This is a genomic window from Rhodoferax sp. OV413 (assembly GCF_900104385.1).
In the GTDB taxonomy this organism is placed as follows: Bacteria; Pseudomonadota; Gammaproteobacteria; order Burkholderiales; family Burkholderiaceae_C; genus Rhodoferax_B.
In genome coordinates, this window is sequence record NZ_FNJA01000010.1 from 1 (window position 1) to 20,231 (window position 20,231).

At 62.8% G+C, this 20,231-nt stretch carries 15 protein-coding genes; 7 read left to right on the forward strand and 8 right to left on the reverse strand.

The features are described from left to right. From BLT66_RS24425 to BLT66_RS24435, 3 genes are all read right to left on the reverse strand, one after another. Nucleotides 1–2,770 (reverse strand): beta strand repeat-containing protein (locus BLT66_RS24425; RefSeq protein ID WP_369821634.1); only part of this gene is annotated, 2,770 nt, incomplete at its 3' end. A gap of 316 nt (nt 2,771–3,086) precedes the next feature. Continuing rightward, on the reverse strand, nt 3,087–4,979 hold the full coding sequence (locus tag BLT66_RS24430; RefSeq protein WP_092762210.1) for an SEL1-like repeat protein: 1,893 nt from the start codon (nt 4,977–4,979) through the stop codon (nt 3,087–3,089). 37 nt (nt 4,980–5,016) lie between these two features. Then, a complete protein-coding gene (locus BLT66_RS24435; protein ID WP_092762212.1) occupies nt 5,017–6,402 on the reverse strand; it encodes an efflux transporter outer membrane subunit in 1,386 nt (461 codons plus the stop codon). 149 nt (nt 6,403–6,551) lie between these two features. On the opposite strand from BLT66_RS24435, the gene BLT66_RS24440 reads away from it, so the two are divergent. Then, nucleotides 6,552–8,366, forward strand: a complete 1,815-nt coding sequence (locus BLT66_RS24440) for an O-linked N-acetylglucosamine transferase, SPINDLY family protein (RefSeq protein ID WP_092762215.1) — start codon at nt 6,552–6,554, stop codon at nt 8,364–8,366. A gap of 4 nt (nt 8,367–8,370) precedes the next feature. Here BLT66_RS24440 and pgi read toward each other — a convergent pair whose 3' ends face one another. The 3 genes from pgi to BLT66_RS24455 all read right to left on the reverse strand — a co-directional run bounded on the left by pgi (nt 8,371) and on the right by BLT66_RS24455 (nt 12,228). After that, complete coding sequence (pgi, locus tag BLT66_RS24445; RefSeq protein WP_092762217.1) at nt 8,371–9,936, reverse strand: glucose-6-phosphate isomerase; 1,566 nt, start codon at nt 9,934–9,936, stop codon at nt 8,371–8,373. Between the two features lie 23 nt (nt 9,937–9,959). Next, nucleotides 9,960–10,904, reverse strand: a complete 945-nt coding sequence (gene tal, locus BLT66_RS24450) for a transaldolase (protein WP_092762219.1) — start codon at nt 10,902–10,904, stop codon at nt 9,960–9,962. Between the two features lie 298 nt (nt 10,905–11,202). Further along, complete coding sequence (locus tag BLT66_RS24455; RefSeq protein ID WP_092762221.1) at nt 11,203–12,228, reverse strand: ABC transporter substrate-binding protein; 1,026 nt, start codon at nt 12,226–12,228, stop codon at nt 11,203–11,205. Nucleotides 12,229–12,399: 171 nt separating this feature from the next. Here BLT66_RS24455 and zwf point away from each other — a divergent pair, with 171 nt between their 5' ends. Next, nucleotides 12,400–13,860: a glucose-6-phosphate dehydrogenase gene (zwf, locus tag BLT66_RS24460; protein WP_092762223.1), complete on the forward strand. Its 1,461-nt coding sequence runs from the start codon at nt 12,400–12,402 to the stop codon at nt 13,858–13,860. Nucleotides 13,861–13,866: 6 nt separating this feature from the next. After that, nucleotides 13,867–14,715: a MurR/RpiR family transcriptional regulator gene (locus BLT66_RS24465; protein WP_092762225.1), complete on the forward strand. Its 849-nt coding sequence runs from the start codon at nt 13,867–13,869 to the stop codon at nt 14,713–14,715. A 50-nt stretch (nt 14,716–14,765) separates the two neighbouring features. Here the strand turns inward: BLT66_RS24465 and BLT66_RS24470 are convergent, their stop codons facing one another. Next, nucleotides 14,766–15,770, reverse strand: coding sequence for an NAD-dependent epimerase/dehydratase family protein (locus BLT66_RS24470; RefSeq protein WP_092762228.1), 1,005 nt, complete (start codon nt 15,768–15,770; stop codon nt 14,766–14,768). 94 nt (nt 15,771–15,864) lie between these two features. Here BLT66_RS24470 and BLT66_RS24475 point away from each other — a divergent pair, with 94 nt between their 5' ends. Then, nucleotides 15,865–16,755, forward strand: a complete 891-nt coding sequence (locus tag BLT66_RS24475; protein ID WP_092762230.1) for a LysR family transcriptional regulator — start codon at nt 15,865–15,867, stop codon at nt 16,753–16,755. A gap of 32 nt (nt 16,756–16,787) precedes the next feature. Next, nucleotides 16,788–17,165: a 4-carboxymuconolactone decarboxylase gene (gene pcaC, locus BLT66_RS24480; protein ID WP_092762232.1), complete on the forward strand. Its 378-nt coding sequence runs from the start codon at nt 16,788–16,790 to the stop codon at nt 17,163–17,165. Nucleotides 17,166–17,242: 77 nt separating this feature from the next. On the opposite strand, the gene BLT66_RS24485 is transcribed toward pcaC, so the two are convergent. After that, the gene (locus tag BLT66_RS24485; RefSeq protein ID WP_092762396.1) at nt 17,243–17,857 is read right to left on the reverse strand and encodes a helix-turn-helix domain-containing protein; all 615 of its coding nucleotides are present in this window, start codon (nt 17,855–17,857) and stop codon (nt 17,243–17,245) included. A gap of 121 nt (nt 17,858–17,978) precedes the next feature. On the opposite strand from BLT66_RS24485, the gene kbl reads away from it, so the two are divergent. Together kbl and BLT66_RS24495 are read left to right on the forward strand one after the other, a co-directional pair. Then, complete coding sequence (gene kbl, locus BLT66_RS24490) at nt 17,979–19,196, forward strand: glycine C-acetyltransferase (protein WP_092762234.1); 1,218 nt, start codon at nt 17,979–17,981, stop codon at nt 19,194–19,196. Between the two features lie 78 nt (nt 19,197–19,274). After that, nucleotides 19,275–20,216, forward strand: a complete 942-nt coding sequence (locus BLT66_RS24495; RefSeq protein WP_092762236.1) for an NAD-dependent epimerase/dehydratase family protein — start codon at nt 19,275–19,277, stop codon at nt 20,214–20,216. Nucleotides 20,217–20,231 lie beyond the last annotated feature (15 nt).

The following is a 20,231-nucleotide window of genomic DNA, read 5'->3' on the forward strand; positions in this document are numbered from 1 at the left end:
CTGTTGTCAACGATGCCACTTGGCCCGTCGTCAATGCCACGACCTGGTTGGTGGTCAGCGCTGCCACTTGTGCAGTACGCAGTGCAGCAATGCCCGCAGTGTTGACTGCTTGAATTTGAGTAGTCGTCAGCGCGGCCACACCGGCTGTCGTCAGTGCCGCAACCTGGCTGGTCTTCAGGGCCGCAACGTCCACGGTCTCAATCGCCGCAACCTGGCTGGTGCTCAGGGCCGCTACGCCGGCCGTAGTCAAAGCAGACACCTGGGCTGTCGTCAGCGCCACAACCTGGTTCGTCGTCAACGCTGCCACCTGGCTGGTGCTCAGGGTCGCAATACCGGCAGTGCTCAATGCCTGGATCTGGTTGGTCGTCAAAGCTGCGACCTCAGTGGTCGTCAGAGCAGCGATCTGGCTGGTCTTGAGTGCTGCGACATCAACCGTCTCAATCGCTGCAACCTGGTTGGTCGTCAGCGCAGCTAGTCCAGCTGTCGTCAACGAACCGACCTGGCCTGTCGTCAGAGCCACCACTTGGTTTGTAGTCAAAGCAGAAACTTGGCCTGTACCCAGTGCTGCGATGCCAGCCGTGGTCACGGCTTGGATTTGACTGGTGGTCAACGCGGCCACACCGGCCGTGGTCAGTGCTGCAACCTGGTTGGTCTTGAGAGCCGCAATATCCGCAGTCTCGATGGCGGCCACTTGGTTGGTACTCAGGGCAGCAACCGAGCCAGTGCTCAGCGACGCGACCTGGCCTGTGGTCAACGCCACAATCTGGTTCGTCGTCAGGGCTGTCACTTGGCCCGTGCTCAAAGCCGCAATACCGGCCGTACTAACCGCCTGGACTTGGTTCGTCGTCAGAGCTGCCACGCTGGCGGTGGTCAAAGCCGCAACTTGGCTAGTCTTCAATGCAGCTACATCGGCAGTCTCTATCGCCGCGACTTGGGTGGTCGTCAGCGCTGCCACACTGTTCGTTGTCAGGGTACTGATCTGCGAAGTGGTCAAGGCGACGATCTGCGCCGTGGTCAGTGCAACGACTTGCGCCGTCGTCAGCGCCACCACCTGCGTGCTGGTTAGCGTGGCAATATCTCTTGTTTCAATCGCAGCAGCCTGCGAAGTACTCAGTACAGCAACACCGGCTGTACTCAGCGCAGGCACCTGGGCTGTCGTCAACGCCACAACCTGGTTGGTGGTCAGAGCCGACACTTGTCCCGTGCTCAAAGCGGCAATGCCAGCCGTGCTGACTGCCTGGATCTGGTTGGTGGTGAGCGCTGCAATGCTGGCCGTGCCCAAAGCCGCAACCTGGCTGGTTTTCAGAGCTGCTACGTCGACGGTCTCTATCGCCGCCACTTGATTGGTACTGAGAGCTGCCACGCTGGCCGTGGTCAACGATGCAACCTGACCCGTCGTCAAGGCCACAACTTGATTCGTTGTCAGAGCCGTTATTTGAGCGGTGCTCAGAGCTGCAACACCGGCGGTACTCACAGCCTGAACCTGGTTGGTCGTCAGCGCGGCTACGCTTGCCGTGGTCAGTGCGGCAACTTGGCTAGTCTTCAACGCGGCCACATCGGCCGTTTCAATAGCAGCTACCTGGGTAGTCGTCAATGCAGCAACACCCGCTGTAGTCAACGAAGAAACCTGTGACGTCGTCAACGCTACGACCTGGTTGGTGGTCAGCGCGGCTACGCCTGCCGTGGTCAGTGCGGCAACTTGACTAGTCTTCAATGCGGCCACATCGGCCGTTTCGATAGCAGCTACCTGGGTAGTCGTCAATGCAGCGACACCCGCTGTAGTCAATGAAGAAACCTGTGCCGTCGTCAACGCTACGACTTGGTTGGTCGTCAGCGCAGCTACGCCTGCCGTGGTCAGCGACGCGACCTGGTTGGTCGTCAAGGCAGCGATGTCTACGGTCTCGATGGCAGCTACTTGGCTGGTGCTCAAGGCGGCTACGCCGGCCGTCGTCAGCGATGCCACCTGGCCCGTCGTCAAGGCCACGACCTGGTTGGTTGTCAACGCGGCGACTTGCGAGGTACGCAAGGCAGCCACACCGGCCGTGCTCACCGCCTGGATCTGGTTGGTTGTCAGAGCGGCCACACCTGCGGTCGTCAAAGCCGCAACCTGGCTGGTCTTCAGGGCGGCAATGTCAACCGTTTCAATCGCAGCCACCTGGCTGGTGCTCAGCGCAGCGACACCGGTGGTTGTCAAAGATGAGACCTGGCCCGTCGTCAATGCCACAACCTGGTTGGTTGTCAACGCCGTCACCTGGTTTGTGCTCAGAGCCGCAATACCGGCCGTGCTTACTGCCTGAACCTGGTTGGTCGTCAGAGCGGCCACACTGGCGGTTGTCAAGGCCGCAATCTGGTTGGTCTTCAGGGCGGCAACGTCTGCTGTTTCAATCGCAGCCACCTGGCTGGTCGTCAAGGCAGCCACACCGCTGGTAGATAGTGAAGAGACCTGGCCAGTTGTCAGCGCTACAACTTGATTGGTAGTTAGCGCGGCCACCTGCGCGGTTTGCAATGCTGCAACACCTGCCGTGCTTACCGCCTGGATCTGGCTGGTGGTCAACGCGGCCACGCCCGCCGTGGTCAATGCCGCTATCTGCGCCGTTTTCAAAACAGCGATGTCAACTGTTTCTATGGCCGCTATCTGCGTGGTGGTCAACGCAGCCATCTCGGCTGTCGTCAAGGCAGCAATTTGCGCAGTTTTCAGCGCAACGATGTGATCGGTCGTGAGAGCCACCACCTGTGCAGTTGTCAACGCCGCGATATCGCTGGTCGACAAAGATTGGATTTGGAACGTCGTTAGGACTGCAATTTGCGCAGTTGTTAGCCCAGTAACAATACTCATTTTTTAGCCCTTCGACACCAGGATGTCATCACAGTATTTTTGAAGAGCGGCTTCCAAAAAAGAAACCACTCCATCGACCCAACAGATATGCCGCAATTTTTTGACACACCAACCAAAAACCAGCTACGCTTCAACGCACATCCCTGTCTTCGGCAGCTTTTTTACCAACTTAAACACTTTGTTAAGAAAAAGTAAATTTAAATTGAAGAATGTACTAAACGTAAGATTATGTAATGACTTACCGCACTCTTTAGTGCGGTAAGTCATGTGCGATGAACTCTTTTGCGCGGCGTTGCGCCTCCAGTAGCTGTGCAGTGCTCAACTGAGATTCAGAACGCTTCTGATTCGCAAGCGCAGCAGCGTCACCGGCGGCGGCTGAAATCACAAACCATTTATGGGCTTCGATGGAATCCAGTGCAACGCCATCCCCAGTTGCATACAAAATTCCCAGCCTGGATTGGGCATTGAGCACTCCCTGCAGTGCGGCTTTGCGAAACCAATGAAAAGCGCGCAAGGGGTTTTTCTCTACTCCCTCGCCTTTTCCATACATCAACGCCAAGTTGTACTGGGCTTCGGGGTCCTGCTGATCGGCCGCCTTGCTCCACCACAGAACGGCCTGCTCGGGTTTCTTAGAGAGTGAAAACAGCAGCCCCAGTGACGACTGGGCGGCCACAAATCCCTGGTCGGCGGCTTTTTGGCACCAGACAAACGCCTGTCGGAGATTCCTTTTCAAGCCATCACCACCGCCGGCATACATGGAACCCAGATTCCATTGCGCCTTAGCGTCACCCTGGTCTGCAGACTTTTGGTACCAAGAGAGCGCCAGTTGGAAGTCTTTTTCGACGCCCTTGCCCTTGAGGTACATGCCGCCTAGGTCGCATTGGGCCTGGGCGTGCCCTTGCATCGCAGACCGCTGGCACCATAGAAATGCCTGGACCAAGTCTTGTTCTACGCCTTTGCCAGCGGCGTACTGCTGTCCAAGCAGAAACTGCGCTTCCGCATCGCCTTGCTCGGCAACCTTCTTGAAACAGGCAGCAGCAACATGTTCCAGCCCACTGCTGAAAAAGCTGCCCAATGTCATCAAAGCCGGCGCGTTACCCACCTCACCCGCCTTGAAGTACCAGGCCAAACCGGCCATGAAGTCCTGCTCCACACTCTGGCCCGAACAGTATCTGCGGCCCAAAGCAAACTGGGCTTCCACGTCACCCTGCGCTGCGGCCTTGTGGTACCAAGACACGGCCAATGCGTCCTCGGTCGCCTCGTACCGCTTGGCCAGAGCCAGCTGCGCCCGGACATCCTGCTGCTGGGCCGCGGCCAGGTACCAGGTATCCGCCTGACCGGCATCCTGTTCGACACCCAGCCCCAGGTCGTACATCAGACCCAGGTGGTACTGCACATTCGCATCGCCTTGCTCGGCCACTGCGGCCCAGTCTCCGTCGGTCTGCCGGCGTTCGATACCACCGGGTTTGGGACGCGTACGGCCGCGTGCCTTGGAGCGCCCCATGCCGCTGGCGTCCATATATTCCAACGCAACCTGCGCAACCGGCGAGCACTGCTGCGCAGCCCGGCGGTACCAGAACAGCGCGGAATCGATATTCAACACCCCGCTGCGCGGGTCAGCAAGCAAATCTGCCAGCGCGCATTGCGCAGATGCCAGACCCTGCTCCGCCGCCAATCCGTACCAGTACGCCGCCTGCTTGTTGTCTGCGGGGACACTCTTGCCCCCAGCAAACATGGCTCCCAGAGCAAACTGCGCTTCCGCCACCCCCAGCTCCGCGGCCTTGGCCATGCATCCACGCGACAAGTCCTGCGACTCTGCCGCATACAGTTTGCCCAGCCGGTACAAGGATTTGGCATGCCCTTGCTCAGCGGCCTTCTGAAACCAGTAAGCCGCCTTGGAGTGGTCTTGCTCGATCCCCACGCCGCTCACAAAGCGCGTTGCCAGAAGATACTGGGCCGCCGCGTAGCCGCGCTCCGACGATTGGTGGATCCAGTGGATGGCCTGCTCAAAGTCTTGTTCGACTCCGATGCCATTGGCATACATCAGGCCCACCTCGTACTGGGCGTCGCGCAGCCCAAGCCGTGCCGACTTCAGGGTATTGATGAAGGTGCGCTTCTCGTACGCCGGGCTTTTCAGCGCCATACAACCCCAGCTACGGCAGCTACCACGATGCAGACGCTCATGCCGCCGAACCTCCGCCCAATGCCTTATAGAGTTGGGCGGCCGATTCCAGCTGCTGCCTGCGCACCTGGGCGGTAGCCTGCTGCGCCGCCACGGTATCGCGCTGCGCGTCCAGCACCTCCAGGTAACCAACCATCCCGGCCTTGAAGCGGGCCTCGGCAATCTGCAAGCGCTTGGCCTGGGCGTTCACGTTCGCCGTAGAAGAACGCAGCTGCCGGGACAACGAGGCGCGCGCCGACAGCAGATCGGCCACCTCGCGAAACGCCTGCTGTATGGTCTTTTCATACTCCGCCACAGCGATCACCTTGCGTGCCTGTGCAATGTCCAACCCGGCGGCCAGGCGCCCACCGTCAAAAATCGGCAACGACAGCAAGGGCTGGAAAACCCAGGCACCGCCGCCACTGAACAGGCCAAACAAACCCTGGCTCGCCAGACCCAGGCTGGCCGTGAGGGTGACCTTGGGCAAAAACGCCGCGCGGGCCGCAGCAATATTGGCGTGCGCCGCCAGCAAGCGCTGTTCGGCCGACATCACATCCGGGCGCAGCAGCAAGACCTCGGCAGGCAAACCGGCGGCCAGTTCCGTATCCAGGCCTTGCTCCTGGATCGTCCGACCACCGGTCGGCAGCTCGGCCACCTTGCCGACCAGCAGATTCAGGCGGTTCTCGGCCATGGTGTGCTGGTGCTCGATCTCCGCCAGCATCGACCGCGTGGACTCCACCATGCCCTCGGCCTGCTGAAACACGTAATCGTCCATACCACCTACGTCCTTGCCTTTGGCAATCAAGGCCAGGGATTGCTCGCGCAAATCCAGGGTCCGGCGTGTCAGATCGGTCAGCTCCCGGGTATGCAAAAGCATGAAATACGAGGTTGCCACATCGGAAATCAAGGACAGCTGTACCGCGCGCTGTGCCTCTTCGGTGGCCAGATAGCTTCGGCGGGCGGCCTCCGACAGGCTGGCCAAGCGGCCCCAGAAATCCAGCTCGTAAGACACGGACGAAAGCGACACATCAAACCGCTGGCTGGAAGACTTGACTCCGTCACCAATGAAATCGGTCGCCGTATGGGTGCTGTTGCTGGAGCCTAAAAAATTCAGCAGCGGCAGTTGGTCTGCCCGCACCACGCTGTACTGCGCGCGCGCCTCCACCACCCGGGCTGCGGCGATGCGCAAGTCCCGGTTGTTTTCCAGAGTGGTTTCAATCAAGGCCTGCAACTGCGGGTCGGAAAAGAATGCGTGCCAATGGATCTGAGCCGCGGCCAGTTGGCCCTCAGCCCCGGTCTTGCCCGGCCAGGCATTGGGCACGGGCAGCGACGGGCGCTGAAACTCCGTTGTCTGCGCGCATGCCGACAAAAGCACTGCAGCAAACAAAATGGTAGCCCTGGACATGGTGGGGTGGCGCTTTGGATTCGAATATGGGTGGCTAATTATTGAGGCAGTCGCCCGCCAGCGTGGGCTGGAAGTGGGCGCCAAAACCGGTGCATTTATTGATGTACGATGGTTTTCAATCCGTACTTTTTGGGTCGCCTGTGAAAACAATGGAAGAGACATTCGCGTCCGCAGTATTGCGTGCATGGCGGCAAGAACTTGAATTTCCAGAGCTGATTGAATGCACTTCGCAACTCGAAGCCCAACAACTGGGGCCCTTGGCCATCGTGCTGTACCAAACCTGGCTTACCCGCACCGACTCCCCCTACGCCCACGCCGTCAACTTCAATCTGGGCGTATCCCTCTCCAACCAGAACGACCTGCCGGGAGCGCAAGCTGCTTACCGGCGCGCCATCGCCATCGCCCCAGCGTTTATCCAGCCACGGCTGAACCTGGGCATGCTCTACGAACGCATGGGGCAAATCGACCAGGCCTTGCTGGAATGGCGCTGGGTCGAACAGAACATTTCGCCTGCCGCGCCGGAGAATCGCCCCCTGGTCTTGATGGCACTGAACCACCTCGGGCGCGTGCTGGACACCCGGAAGCAGCTTCAGGACGCGCTGCAGTTCCTGGGCCGCAGCCTGGCCATCGACCCGCACCAGCCCGATGTCGTGCACCACTGGGTGCATCTGCGCCAGAAGCAATGCGTCTGGCCCATCTACGCCCCGCTCGATGGCATCAGCGTGGAAACCATGCTGGAATGCACCTCCGCCCTGGCCATGCTGAGCGTGACCGACGACCCGGCGGTGCAACTGGCCGCCGCCCGCCGCTTTGTGCACAAGAAGGTCATCTCCGACGTGCCCCGACTGGCGCCGGCGCAAGACTACCAGCACCGCAAGCTGCGCATTGCCTACGCCTCGTCGGACTTTTGCATGCACCCGGTGTCGCTGCTCACCGCCCAACTGTTTGAACTGCACGACCGTTCGCAGTTTGAGGTCTACGGCTTTTGCTGGAGCCCGGAAGACGGCTCGGCGATGCGCCAACGGGTGATTACCGCGATGGACCATTTCTTCCGCATCGACAAGATGAGCGATGAAGCCGCAGCCCAGCTGATGCGCGACCATGAAATCGACATCCTGGTCGACCTGCAGGGCCAGACCTCGGGTGCGCGGGCCAATATGCTGGCCTACCACCCTGCCCCGGTGCAGATCACCTATCTGGGCCTGCCCGCCACCACCGGCCTGCCGTCGATCGACTACGTGATCGCCGACCGCTTCCTGATCCCTGAGGAAATTGCGCCACAGTACTCGGAAAAGCCGCTCTACATGCCGGACATCTACCAGGTCAGCGACCGGCAACGCGGCGTAGCCGCCACGCCCAGCCGGGCCAGCTGCGGCCTGCCGGCCGAAGGCTTTGTGTTTTGTTCGCTGAACAACAACTACAAATACACGCCTGAAGTATTTGACACCTGGATGCGCATCCTGCAGCGCACGCCAGGCAGCCTGCTGTGGCTGCTGTCAGACAACCCCTGGGCCGAACAGAACCTGGTGCGCGAAGCACAGGCCCGCGGCGTGGACCCGTCGCGTCTGTTTTTCGCCCCCCGGGTCTCGCCGGAGAACTACCTGGGGCGGTTTCCGGTGGCCGATCTGTTCCTCGACACCTTTCCGTTCAACGCCGGCACCACGGCCAACGATGCGCTGTGGATGGGGTTGCCGGTGCTGACCTACTGCGGCCGCTCGTTTGCCTCGCGCATGGCCGGCGCTTTGCTCACCGCGGCCCAGTTGCCCGAGCTGATCACCTACAACCTGCAGGACTACGAGGAAAAAGCCGTGGCTCTGGCGACCGACCCGCAAGCCTGCAGCCGGCTGCGCGCGCATCTACAAGAAGTGCACGAACACGGCGTGCTGTTCGACACGCCCTTGTTCGTGCGCAACCTGGAGGCCAACTTCCAGCGCCTGTGCGCCCCGCAGCCCCCAGCCCCATGAAGGTTTAGCGCAGGCGGTTCAACAGGCCGGCGGTCGAGCCGTCCAGCCCGGTCACATCGCCCGACTGCAGGCGCGGCTCGATGTCCTTGGCCAGCACCTTGCCCAGCTCCACGCCCCATTGGTCGAAGCTGTTGATGCCCCACAGCGCGCCGCTGACGAACACGCGGTGCTCCTGCAGCGCAATCAGCGCGCCAAAGCTGGCCGGGGTCAGGTCGTCCAGCAGCAAGAAGGTGCTGGGGCGGTTGCCCGGGAAGTTGCGGTGCCCGCCGGCATCTGCCTTGCCGACCATCAACGCCTGGGCCTGCGCAACCACATTCGCCAGCAAGGTGTTATGGTGGCCGGCCAGGCTGTGGCGGGCTTTCTTGACGGCAATGAATTCGACCGGCACCACGTCCGTGCCCTGGTGCAGCATCTGGAAGTACGCGTGCTGGCCATTGGTACCGGCTTCGCCCCACAGCACCGGGCAGGTATCGAATGGCAATGCCTGGCCTTGCATGTCCACCTGCTTGCCATTGCTCTCCATCTCCAGCTGCTGCAGATAGGCCGGCAGGCGGCGCAGCGCGCTGTGGTACGGCGCGATGCTGCGGCTAGTGAAGCCATGGAAGTTGCGGTACCAGACATCCAGCAGGCCCAGCCGGATCGGCAGGTTCTGCTCCAGCGGCGCGGTACGAAAGTGTTCGTCCATGGCCTCGGCACCGGCCAGGAAGTCGCGGAAGTTGGCCGCACCAATCGCAATCGCCACCGGCAGGCCGATCGCCGACCACATGGAATAGCGCCCGCCCACCCAGTCCCAGAAGCCGAAGGTGGTGCTGATACCAAAGTCCTTGGCCGCCGCCACATTGGTGGTCAGTGCAGCAAAGTGGCGGGCCGTGTCGGTACCGCCCTGCGCCTCGAACCAGGCCTTGGCCGAGCGGGCGTTGGTCATGGTCTCGGTGGTGGTGAAGGTCTTGGAAGCGATCAGAAACAGCGTGCTGCCCACCTGCAGCCGCGGCAGCAGCGCCGCCAACTCATGGCCGTCGACGTTGGACACGAAGTGCATGCGCTTGGCTGGCGTGGCAAACGCATCCAGCGCCAGCGTGGCCATCAGCGGGCCCAGGTCGGAGCCGCCGATGCCGATGTTCACCACGTCGGTGATGCCGCTGTCGGACCGGATGGTTTCGGCAAACGCCAGCATCGCATCCAGGGTGGCATGCACCTCGGCAAGTTCATTTTTGATAGCTGCTGGCGCAGGCACTGTCTGCGTTGGAGCACTTTTTCTTAATAAAAAGTGCATGACCGCGCGGTCTTCGGTGGTGTTGATCTTGGCGCCGGCGAACATCGCGTCGCGGTGTACCTCCACCCCGGTCTGGCGCGCCAGGTCGAACAGCAGGCTCTGGGTGGCCGCGTCGATCCGGTTCTTCGACAGATCGGCGAACACATAGGGCGCGTCCTGGCTGAAGGCGGCGAAGCGGCCGGGGTCGGCGGCAAAAGCCTGGCGCAAATCCAGCGCCGCACCGGTGGCAGCGTACTGGGCCTGGAGCTGTGCCCAGGCGGGCACGTTGTCACAACGGGGGCGGTGGAATGCGTCCATTTTTTGATTTCCTGAGTTCCTGGTTAGGCCGCCAGCAGTTTGTCGAGCTTGATGGCGTCGGCCACGAAGCCGCGGATACCTTCGGCCAGCTTTTCGGTGGCCATCGCGTCCTGGTTCAGGGCGAAGCGGAAAGCCGCCTCGTCGAGCTTGACTTCTTCCAGGTCCATGGCCTTGGCGGCTTTCGCGTCCAGCGTGCGGTTCAGCGGTGCATTGGACTCGGCCAGCAGGGCCAGCAAGTCGGGGCTGATGGTCAGCAGGTCGCAACCGGCCAAGGCGGTGATCTGGCCCACGTTGCGGAAGCTCGCACCCATGACTTCGGTGGCAATGCCGAAGCGCTTGTAGTAGTTGTAGATCTGCGTCACCGAGATCACGCCGGGGTCGTTGGCGCCGGCCATATCGGCTTCGACCCAAGCTGCGCCGGCGGTCTTCTTGTACCAGTCGTAAATACGACCGACGAAGGGCGAGATCAGTTGCACCTTGGCCTGGCCGCAGGCCACGGCCTGGGCAAAGCTGAACAGCAGGGTGAGGTTGGTGCGGATGCCGGCTTTTTCCAGCTGGGCTGCGGCCTGGATGCCTTCCCAGGTGGAAGCCACCTTGATCAGGATGCGCTCTTTGGCAATGCCCTCGGACGCGTACATCTCGATCAGGCGCTTGCCGCGGGCCACGGTGGCGGCGGTGTCAAAGCTCAGGCGCGCATCGACTTCGGTGGACACACGGCCCGGCACGATGGACAAGATTTCGCAGCCAAAACGCACGATCAGCCGGTCGGTGATCTCGTCCAGCGGGCGGCCGCGGTACTTGGCCACGGCCTCGGCCAGCAGCGGCTGGTAGTCGGCTTTTTGCACTGCCTTGAGGATCAGCGATGGGTTGGTGGTGGCATCGGTGGGCAGGAACACGCCGAGCTGCTTGAAGTCGCCGGTATCGGCCACCACGGTGGTGAATTGCTTGAGGGAGTCGAGTTGGGACATGGTTGTCTTCAAAGTAGTCAGAACCCAAGGAGACGCGGGGTTCCTTCGCTGTAGCAAGAGCCGCACCCACGCGGTGCAAACTCTTGGATGGTACAAACAAAACCGCCCTGCAGCGGCTGTGCGGCCATCTTTCGGGTTACGAAATCTTGCGGGCCAGCCTCCCTGCCACTGGTCCACCGGTAAGCGCCACGCAGCACCTTCCAGAACAGCGCAGAACTGGCTCCGCCAGGCTGCTGCTGTTGCCCCCCTGCAAGGGGGTTGGCGAAAACACGAAGTGTGTAGCCTGGGGGTGTGTCAATCACCGGGGGAGCGAGTTCACGTCCTTTTCCCAGCGGGCTATCAGGCGGCGGCGCTCGGCGCTCGAGCCGTATTTGGCGTAGTCGTAGTTGATGAACTTGATCTTCTTGAAGTCGGGCACCCGCTCGTCGAGCTTGGCGCTCTTGTTGCTGGGCAGCTGGAACTGCTTGGCCGCGGCACCCATTTCCTGGGTCGACGGAGCCAGCGCCCAGTCGTAGAACTTTTTGGCGGCCTCCAGATTCCGCGCGCCCTTGATCAGGCTCATGGAGCCAATCTCGGCGCCGGTGCCGTCCGCCGGGGTCACCGTGTCCACCGGAAAGCCCTGCATCCTCTCGCCCGGCGCGTCGTGCACAAAGCTGATGGAGATGGCGGTTTCGCCGCGTGCCACCGCCTTGATCGGGCCGGTGCCAGAGCGGGCGTACTGGCTGACGTTCTGGTGCAAGCCCTTCAGGTAGTCAAAAGCCTTGTCCTCGCCCATCAGCTGCACCAGGGTGGCGATCATGGTGTAGGCCGTGCCGCTGGAGGCCGGGTTCGCCACCTGGATCTCGCCCTTGTATTCGGGCTTGAGCAGGTCGGCCCAGGTCTTGGGAATGGGCAGCTTCTTCTTGGCGACCAGCTCGGTGTTGTAGCCAAAACCCAAGGGCCCCGAATAAATGCCCACGGTCTTGTAGCCCGACTGCTGGGCCTGCTGCTGGGCCCAGGGATGGAGCTGGGCCAGCAGCGGCGATTTGTACTCCAGGCTCAGGTTCTGCTCGGCGGCCTGCAGATGCGGGTCGCCGGTGCCGCCGAACCACAGGTCGGTCTTGGGGTTTTCTTTCTCGGCCGTCAGCTGGGCCAGGGCTTCGCCCGAGCCTTTGAGCGACATATTCACCTTGACCCCGGTGGTCCGCGCATACACGGTAGACAGCATGCTGCACCACTCGGCCTGCACCGAACAGATGATGTTGACCTGCCCCTGGGCCATGGCACCAACCGGTACGCCCATCGCCAAGGCAGCCACGGCTACAGCCCAAATAGTTTGTTTCATAGAGACCCAAGAGTAACTAGATTACCAACCCAGCTTATCCTGCAGTTTGAAAGCGCCACAAGCGGGAAAACACCAAGTAAACTGGCCGGAAAAAGTATTTTTAGCGGCTGCATTTGCAAAAACCTGAAACTAAGTTACATTGTCGATCATCATTTTGGATGCACCTTCCCCATGAGCTTTGATCTAGTCCTTTTCGGCGGCACCGGCGACCTCGCTTGGCGCAAACTGATGCCCGCCCTGTTCCAGTCTTTCCGCCACGGCACCCTGCCCGAAGGCGGCCGCATCATCGGCGTAGGCCGCGACAACCTGAGCCACGACCAGTACCGCGAACTCATCAAGTCGCGCTTTGACAGCGTCGAAGGCGCCAAGCGCCCGAACGCCGAAGAGTTCGCACGCTTCGCCGCCCTGCTGGAATTCCAGCGCATGGACCTGTCCATGCCCGGCGACTACGCCACCCTGGCCGCCACGCTCACAGAACGCAACGCCGACTCGGTAGTGATGTACGTGGCCACCGCGCCCGGCCTGTTCACCACCGTCTGCGAACAGCTGGCTGCCGCCGGCCTGAACACCGACAAGACCCGCATCGTGCTGGAAAAGCCGTTGGGCCACGACCTTGCCTCAAACCGCGCGATCAACGAAACCGTGCGCCGCTGCTTCAAGGAAAACCAGGTTTTCCGCATCGACCATTACCTGGGCAAGCCTTCGGTACAAAACCTGTTTGCGCTGCGCTTTGGCAACGCCTTGTTCGAGCCGCTGTGGAAGCGCGAGCACATCGCCAACATCCAGATCACCATTGCCGAAGACCTGGGCGTGGAAAAGCGCGGTGCCTTCTACGAAAACACCGGCGCGCTGCGCGACATGGTGCAAAACCATGCGCTGCAATTGCTGTGCGCCATCGGCATGGAGCCGCCGATCAACTCGCACGCCGATGCGATCCGCGACGAAAAGCTCAAGGTCTTGCGCTCGCTCAAGCCCTGGACGGCCGAGACCTTGTCGCAGCACGTGATCCGCGGCCAGTACAGCGCCGGCAAGTCGGGCAGCTCGAAGGTGCCGGGCTACCGCGAAGAGCTGGGCGTGAGCCCCGACAGCCAGACCGAAACCTTTGTCGCACTGCGCACCGAAATCGCCAACTGGCGCTGGGCCGGCGTACCCTTCTACATCCGCACCGGCAAACGCCTGGCCGGACGCGACGCGCACATCGTGGTCAACTTCCACCAGACGCCGCACCCGATCTTCAACGCGCCGGTCGGCGCCGCGAACCGCCTGGTGATCAATTTGCAACCCAAGGACGGGCTGGAACTGCACCTGCTGGCGCAAGCCCAGGGCAACCGCAGCCGCTCGGCCAGCCAGTCGCTGGCGCCGGTGCAGCTGGACCTGGACTTCGACAAGCGCTTCGGCTCCGAGCGCGTGGGCGCCTACGAGCGCCTGCTGCTCGACGTGCTCGACGGCCGCCTGAACCTGTTTGTGCGCAGCGACGAGCAAGAAGAAGCCTGGCGCTGGGTCGAGCCCATCATCGAACACTGGAAGAACGACGCCGCCGGCCCACGCCCCTACGTGGCTGGCACCTGGGGGCCCAGCGCCTCCAGCGCGATGATTGCCCGTGATGGCTACTGCTGGAGCGAAGAGAGTTAAAAAATCATGCTAGACCGCATCAAAGCTTCCCTTTCGTCGCTAGCCCCGGCCGAGCAGCGCGTGGGCAAGCTGGTGCTGACCGACCCGCGCGCCTTTGCCAACCTGCCTGTCAGCGAGCTGTCCGACCGGGCCCACGTCAGCAAGCCCACCGTGGTGCGCTTCTGCCGCAGCATGGGCTATGACGGCCTGAGTGACTTCAAGCTCAAGCTGGCCGGCAGCGTGAGCGAGGGCGTGCCCTTCATCCACCGCAGTGTGGACGTGGACGACAAGACCAGCGATGTGATGGTCAAGGTGATCGACAACACCGTCGCCGCCTTCCTCAAATACCGCAACGAAGCCAGCACCAGCGCGCTGGAAAAAGCCGCCGAAACCCTGGCCGCCACCTACAAGACCGGCAAGCGCATCGAGTTCTACGGCGCCGGCAATTCCGGCATCGTGGCGCAGGACGCGCAGCACAAATTTTTCCGCCTGGGCGTGCACACCATTGCCTACAGCGACGGCCACATGCAGGTGATGAGCGCGTCCATGCTGGACCCGGGCGACTGCGTGGTGATCATCTCCAACTCGGGCCGCACCCGCGACCTGATGGACGCCTGCGACATCGCGCGCAAGAACGGCGCGACCACCATCGTCATCACCACCAGCGGCTCGCCTCTGGCATCCGCCGGCCACATCCACCTGGCCGCCAACCACCCCGAAGGCTACGAGCGCTACAGCCCCATGGTGTCGCGCCTGCTGCATCTGATGATCATCGACATCCTCGCCACCTGCGTGGCGCTGCGCATCGGCGGCGAGCACCTGACGCCCAAGCTGCAGGAAATCAAGAACAACCTGCGCAACAAGCGCTACACCTGATCTTCATGCACAAAAACAGGGCCTAGCGCAGCATCCACATGCGCCAGCAGCTATTGATTCAATAGCAAACCTGATTCCACCCCGGCCACCGGCAAACAGCCCAGCCCCTCCAGCGTCGCCTCCACCGCCGCATCCAGCGCGGTATGCGGCTCGCGCCCCAGCACATCTACCAGCTTGCCGTTATCCAGCCGCACTGGTTGCTGCCACAGATAGCGCATTTCCTGCATCTCGCGCAGCGTTTCCACGAAGGGCGAAGCCAACCGCAGCAGCCACCAGGGGAAAGCCGCCTCCCGCGCAGTAGCCCCCGTACGCCGGGCCACCACCCGGCAGATCGCCTCGGCCATCTGGCTGCCATCGGCATCCCAGTGGCCACCAAAGTGGAAGCTCGCAAACGCATCCAGGGTTTCGCGCCGCGCTAGCAAGGCGACCATGGTCCGAGCCACATCCGGCAGATAAGCCCACTGGTGGCCCACGCCGACGCGGCCCGGATTGCTGACGCTGCGCACCGCCAGCCCCGGCTTCACCAGCCCCTGGGCAAACCAGTTATTGCCAGCCTGCGGGCCAAAGAAGTCGCCCGCCCGCACGACCAGCACCCGCGCGCCCTGCTGGCTGGCGGCCTGCAGGCGCTGCTCCATTGCCACCCGGATCGCGCCCTTGCGCGTCACCGGCTGCTGGGGCGAGGTCTCGGTCAGCAGCGGAAACGCGTCCGGCCCGTAGTTGTAGACCGTGCCGGGCAGCACGATGGTGGCGCGCTCAGCCTTGGCGGCGGCGATGGTGTTGTCCAGCATGGGCAGCACCAGCTCGGCCCAGCGGCGGTAGCCGGGCGGGTTCACCGCATGCACGATGACGCCGCAGCCCTGGGCCGCGGCCAGCACATCGGCCCGCTCCATGGCGTCGCCACGCAGCCACTGGATGCCGTCCTTCAACGCACCGGCCGCCGGCACGCTGCGTTGCATGGCGCGTACCGTCCAGCCGGCGTCGCGCAGCTGGTGGGCCATTTCGCCGCCTATGCCGCCGGTCGCGCCGAGAACCAAAACTGTCTGCTTGCTGTCCATGAGGTGCTCCAAAAAAGTGGTGATGGGGCGATTCTGGAAGCTGCGGCGTTCAAATGGAATTACCCAACATGCACCATCGGCTATACATTTATGCATGGCAACCGATATTGGCTGGGAACTCTACCGCTCGTTTTTAGGCGTCTTGCAGGAAGGTTCGCTGTCCGGCGCCGCCCGCGCGCTGGGCGTGGCCCAGCCGACGGTGGGCCGGCACATTGCGGCGCTGGAAAAAGCCTTGAAGCTGCCCTTGTTCACCCGCTCCCAGGCCGGCCTGCTGCCCACCGAGGCCGCGCTGGCCTTGCGCAGCGACGCCGAAGCCATGGCCAGCACGGCGGCCGCCCTGCAGCGCACCGCCGCCAGCCAGGGCGCAGGCGTGCGCGGCACGGTGCGGATCACGGCCAGCGAAATCATTGGCGTGGAGGTGCTGCCGCCCATCCTGACCCGCCTGCGCGCCCAGTACCCCGACTTGAAAATCGAGCTGCTGCTGAGCAACCGCGTGCAAGACCTGCTGCACCGCGAGGCCGACATCGCCGTGCGCATGCTGCGGCCTCAGCAAGAGCTGCTGGTGGCGCGCCGCATCGGCCAGGTCGAGCTGGGCCTGCACGCCCACCAGCGCTACCTGGAGCAGCACGGCACACCGCGCAGCCTGGCCGACCTGGCGCAGCACGCGCTGATCGGCTTCGACACCGAAACCCCGTTTATCCGTAGCGTCGGCAAGTCCTTACGGGGCGTGTTCAAGCGCGACAACTTTGCGCTGCGCAGCGACAGCGACCTCGCGCACTGGGCGCTGATACAGGCCGGCGCCGGCATCGGCATCTGCCAGGTGGCGCTGGCCCGGCACAAGCCAGAGCTGCAGCGGCTGCTGCCCGAGCAGGTCGCCCTGCCGCTGGAGACCTGGATCACCATGCACGAGAACCTGCGCCACAGTCCGCGCTGCCGCGCCACCTTTGATGCGCTGGTCGAGGGGCTGCAGCAACACATCGCGTAGAGTGGTGCATCCTTTTTTTGACGGAAATCCCCATGAACCAAGAGCTGTTTGACCAAGGCCTGAAAACCCGCCGCGAGGTGCTGGGCGCCGAGTATGTGGACGCCGCCATCCAGAACGCCGACGACTTCAACCGCGACATGCAGGAGCTGGTCACCCAGTACGCCTGGGGCGAGATCTGGAACCGCCCAGGCCTGGACCGCAAGACCCGCAGCCTGCTGAACCTGGCCATGCTGACCGCGCTGAACCGCCCGCACGAACTGAAGCTGCACCTGCGCGGCGCGCTGACCAACGGCGTCAGCAAGGACGAGATCAAGGAAGTGTTCCTGCAAACCGCTGTCTACTGCGGCGCACCCGCGGCCATCGACAGCTTCCGCACCGCCAAAGAGGTATTCAAGGAACTGGGCGTTTGACTCTGGCCCGCCGCTTTAGATAAAAAACGGCCTCCGGCGCAAATTCCACCAGCGCAAGCAGCTATTCTTTTAATAGCTTACAGCGCATGCACCACGACCAGCCAGGCCGTGGCTTCGCTCTTGCCCAGGTTGCGGATCAGATGCGGCCGGTCGGCGGCGTAACGGGCGGTTTCGCCCGGCTTCAGGCGTTGCTTTTCGTCGCCCGACACAACTTCTACCGCGCCGGTCAGCAAGGTCAGATGTTCGCGCGTGCCGTCCTCGTGCGCCTGTGACTCCAGCGCGCCGCCGCCCTGCAGGCTTAGCGCATACCACTCGAACTGGCCGGCCAGGTCGATAGGCCCGAGGATGCGCAGCTCGCAGGCTCCATCCGGATTGCGCAGCGACGGCGTAGCATGGGCGGGCACCACGGTAATCGCCGGAGCGGCCGGCGGTGGTGGCGCACCGAGCAGATCGCCCAGCGGCACACCCAGCGCATTGGCCAGCCGCCATACCACCGCCACCGTGGGATTGGCCTGGGCGCGCTCGATCTGCGACAGCATGGACTTGGAGACACCGGCCTTGCGCGACAAGGCGTCCAGCGACAGCGATTGCGCCTGGCGCAGCGCGGCCAGGGTATCGCCCACGCGCGGAGGCTCGGCGCTAGGGGTGCTTGTGGCTGCCGCAGGGCTGGTGTTGGGAGAGCGTTGCGCCATGGTCTGCCTCCAGAATTTATCCACTATATTGATTTTTTGTTCGATATACAGCACAATTTCAATTTACTGCACACACCATTGTGCCCGACCCCCAGTACCTCACCTACCCGGAAGGAACGCCATGAGCACCACCACCGCCCCGTTTTACGCCCATCTGCAGCAGGAGCTGGACAGCATCCGAGACGCTGGTCTGTACAAGGCCGAGCGGGTGATCTCCAGCGCCCAGGGCCCACGCATCCAGACCCTGGCCGCCGACGGTTCGACGCGCGAGGTGCTGAACCTGTGCGCCAACAACTACCTGGGCCTGTCCAGCCACCCGGCGGTGGTGGCGGCCGCCGCAGATGCACTCAAAACCCATGGCTACGGCCTGAGTTCGGTGCGCTTCATCTGCGGCACGCAAGACCTGCACAAGACATTGGAAGCCCGGTTGTCCAAATTCCTGGGCACCGAAGACACCATCCTCTACGCAGCGGCCTTCGATGCCAACGGCGGCCTGTTCGAGCCATTGCTGGGCGAGCAGGACGCGATCATCAGCGACACCCTGAACCACGCGTCCATCATCGACGGCATCCGCCTGTGCAAGGCCAAGCGCTACCGCTACGCGCACAACGACATGGCAGACCTGGAGCGCCAGCTGCAGCAGGCCAAAGCGGACGGCGCGCGCCACACCCTGGTGTTCACCGACGGCGTGTTTTCCATGGACGGCACCATCGCCCAGCTGGACGTGATGCGCGAACTGTGCGACCAGTACGGCGCACTGCTCGGCATCGACGAATGCCATGCGAGTGGCTTCCTGGGCGCGACCGGCCGCGGCACGCACGAGCACCGTGGTGTGTTCGGTAAAGTGGACATCATCACCGGCACCCTGGGCAAGGCGCTGGGCGGCGCGTCCGGCGGCTTTACCAGCGCGCGGCGCGAAGTCATCGAGCTGCTGCGCCAGCGCTCGCGGCCCTATTTGTTCTCCAACACCGTGGCGCCCAGCATCGTTGGCGCATCGATTGCGGTGTTGGATTTACTCGAGGCCTCCACCGATTTGCGCGACACCCTGGCTGACAATACCGCCTACTTTCGCAGCGCGATTGCCCAGGCCGGTTTTGACATCAAGCCCGGCGACCACCCCATCGTGCCCATCATGGTGTATGACGCCTTGGTGGCCCAGCAACTGGCAGCCCGGCTGCTGGAGCTGGGCGTGTACGTGGTGGGATTCTTCTTCCCGGTCGTACCCAAGGGCCAGGCCCGCATCCGCGTACAGCTGAGTGCAGCCCACACCCGGCCCGACCTGGAACGCGCCGTGGCGGCCTTCATCCAGGCCGGACGCGAGTTAGCTCTGATTAATTAATAAGGATGCGCTTAGGCATCACTGCAGTGAGGGTATGCAAGCCCTCACTGCAGTGATGCCTAAGCGCAAAAGGAAAATATGGATACCCGAATTCTCATCATCGGCGCCAACGGCCAGATCGGCACCGAACTGGCCCAGGCCCTGGTACAGCGCCACGGCGCGGAGGCCGTCATCACCAGCGACCAGGTGCCCCAGGGCCGCTTGTCCGGCGTGCACCACGAAGCACTGGACGTGACCGAAAACGGCGCGCTTACCGAGGTGGTGGAGCGCAACCACATCACCCAGATCTACCTGCTGGCCGCGGCCCTGTCGGCGCGCGGCGAACAGCACCCAAAATGGGCCTGGGATCTGAACATGAAGAGCCTGCTGAACGTGCTGGAACTGGCCCGCACCCACAAGCTGCAGCGGGTGTTCTGGCCCAGCTCGATCGCCGCCTTCGGCCCCAGTACCCCGCGCGACAACACACCGCAGCAGACGGTGATGGATCCGACCACGGTGTACGGAATTTCCAAACTGGCCGGCGAAGGCTGGTGCAACTGGTACTACCGCAACCACGGCGTGGACGTGCGCAGCTTGCGCTACCCGGGCCTGATCAGCTGGAAGACCGCACCCGGCGGCGGCACCACCGACTACGCGATCGAGATCTTCCACGCGGCGCTGAAAGTCAGCCGCTACACCAGCTTCCTGGCCGCCGACACTGCCCTGCCGATGATGTACATGCCCGACGCCATCCGCGCCACGCTGGAACTGATGGAAGCACCCGCGGAAAAAATACGCGAACGCGGCTCGTACAACCTGGGCGGCATCAGCTTCACCCCCGCGCAGATCGCCGAGGCGATTGCACGCTACGTACCTGGCTTCAGCCTGGACTGCGTGCCCGACTACCGCCAGGCGATAGCCGACAGCTGGCCGCGCTCCATCGACGACCAGGCCGCCCGCAAGGACTGGGGCTGGAAGGCCGAATACGACCTGGATGCGATGGTGCGGGACATGCTGAAGAACCTGCGGCCACAAATCTAGCCCCTAAAACCCCAA

Coding starts and splice junctions, on each gene's coding strand:
- BLT66_RS24430 (WP_092762210.1), bottom strand. CDS start 4,979: ATGGCGCTGAAAAGCCCGGCGTACGAGAAGCGCACCTTCATCAATACC.
- BLT66_RS24435 (WP_092762212.1), bottom strand. CDS start 6,402: ATGTCCAGGGCTACCATTTTGTTTGCTGCAGTGCTTTTGTCGGCATGC.
- BLT66_RS24440 (WP_092762215.1), top strand. CDS start 6,552: ATGGAAGAGACATTCGCGTCCGCAGTATTGCGTGCATGGCGGCAAGAA.
- pgi (WP_092762217.1), bottom strand. CDS start 9,936: ATGGACGCATTCCACCGCCCCCGTTGTGACAACGTGCCCGCCTGGGCA.
- tal (WP_092762219.1), bottom strand. CDS start 10,904: ATGTCCCAACTCGACTCCCTCAAGCAATTCACCACCGTGGTGGCCGAT.
- BLT66_RS24455 (WP_092762221.1), bottom strand. CDS start 12,228: ATGAAACAAACTATTTGGGCTGTAGCCGTGGCTGCCTTGGCGATGGGC.
- zwf (WP_092762223.1), top strand. CDS start 12,400: ATGAGCTTTGATCTAGTCCTTTTCGGCGGCACCGGCGACCTCGCTTGG.
- BLT66_RS24465 (WP_092762225.1), top strand. CDS start 13,867: ATGCTAGACCGCATCAAAGCTTCCCTTTCGTCGCTAGCCCCGGCCGAG.
- BLT66_RS24470 (WP_092762228.1), bottom strand. CDS start 15,770: ATGGACAGCAAGCAGACAGTTTTGGTTCTCGGCGCGACCGGCGGCATA.
- BLT66_RS24475 (WP_092762230.1), top strand. CDS start 15,865: ATGGCAACCGATATTGGCTGGGAACTCTACCGCTCGTTTTTAGGCGTC.
- pcaC (WP_092762232.1), top strand. CDS start 16,788: ATGAACCAAGAGCTGTTTGACCAAGGCCTGAAAACCCGCCGCGAGGTG.
- BLT66_RS24485 (WP_092762396.1), bottom strand. CDS start 17,857: ATGGCGCAACGCTCTCCCAACACCAGCCCTGCGGCAGCCACAAGCACC.
- kbl (WP_092762234.1), top strand. CDS start 17,979: ATGAGCACCACCACCGCCCCGTTTTACGCCCATCTGCAGCAGGAGCTG.
- BLT66_RS24495 (WP_092762236.1), top strand. CDS start 19,275: ATGGATACCCGAATTCTCATCATCGGCGCCAACGGCCAGATCGGCACC.